This is a genomic window from Streptococcus oralis subsp. dentisani, from assembly GCF_002096685.1.
GTDB lineage: Bacteria > Bacillota > Bacilli > Lactobacillales > Streptococcaceae > Streptococcus > Streptococcus oralis_AD.
Genome location: NZ_NCVA01000019.1, coordinates 1 through 336 on the forward strand (window position 1 = coordinate 1; position 336 = coordinate 336).

A 336-nucleotide genomic window follows, 5' to 3' on the forward strand; every position below is an offset into this window, starting at 1 on the left:
CGCGAGCCAGTCTGCGTCAATTAGTGCAAGCCAAAGCGCATCAGCTTCTATCTCAGCAAGCATCAGTGCTAGCCAATCAGCATCAAGCTCAGCAAGTGCGAGTCAAAGTGCTTCAGCAAGTGCAAGCGTAAGTGCATCAGTAAGCGCAAGCCAATCAGCTTCAGCATCTAACAACCAGAACTCAGCTTCTATCTCAGCAAGCGCGAGCCACTCTGCGTCAATTAGTGCGAGCCAAAGCGCATCAGCTTCTATTTCAGCAAGCATCAGTGCTAGTCAATCAGCATCAAGCTCAGCAACAGCAAGTCAAAGTGCTTCAGCAAGTGCAAGCGTAAGTGC

General features: G+C 50.0%; 1 protein-coding gene. It reads left to right on the forward strand.

Going from position 1 to position 336, the window contains the following annotated elements; genetic code table 11:
• Positions 1-336, forward strand: a 336-nt coding sequence (locus B7705_RS00185) for a hypothetical protein (protein WP_193431896.1), incomplete at both ends; no start/stop codon positions are given.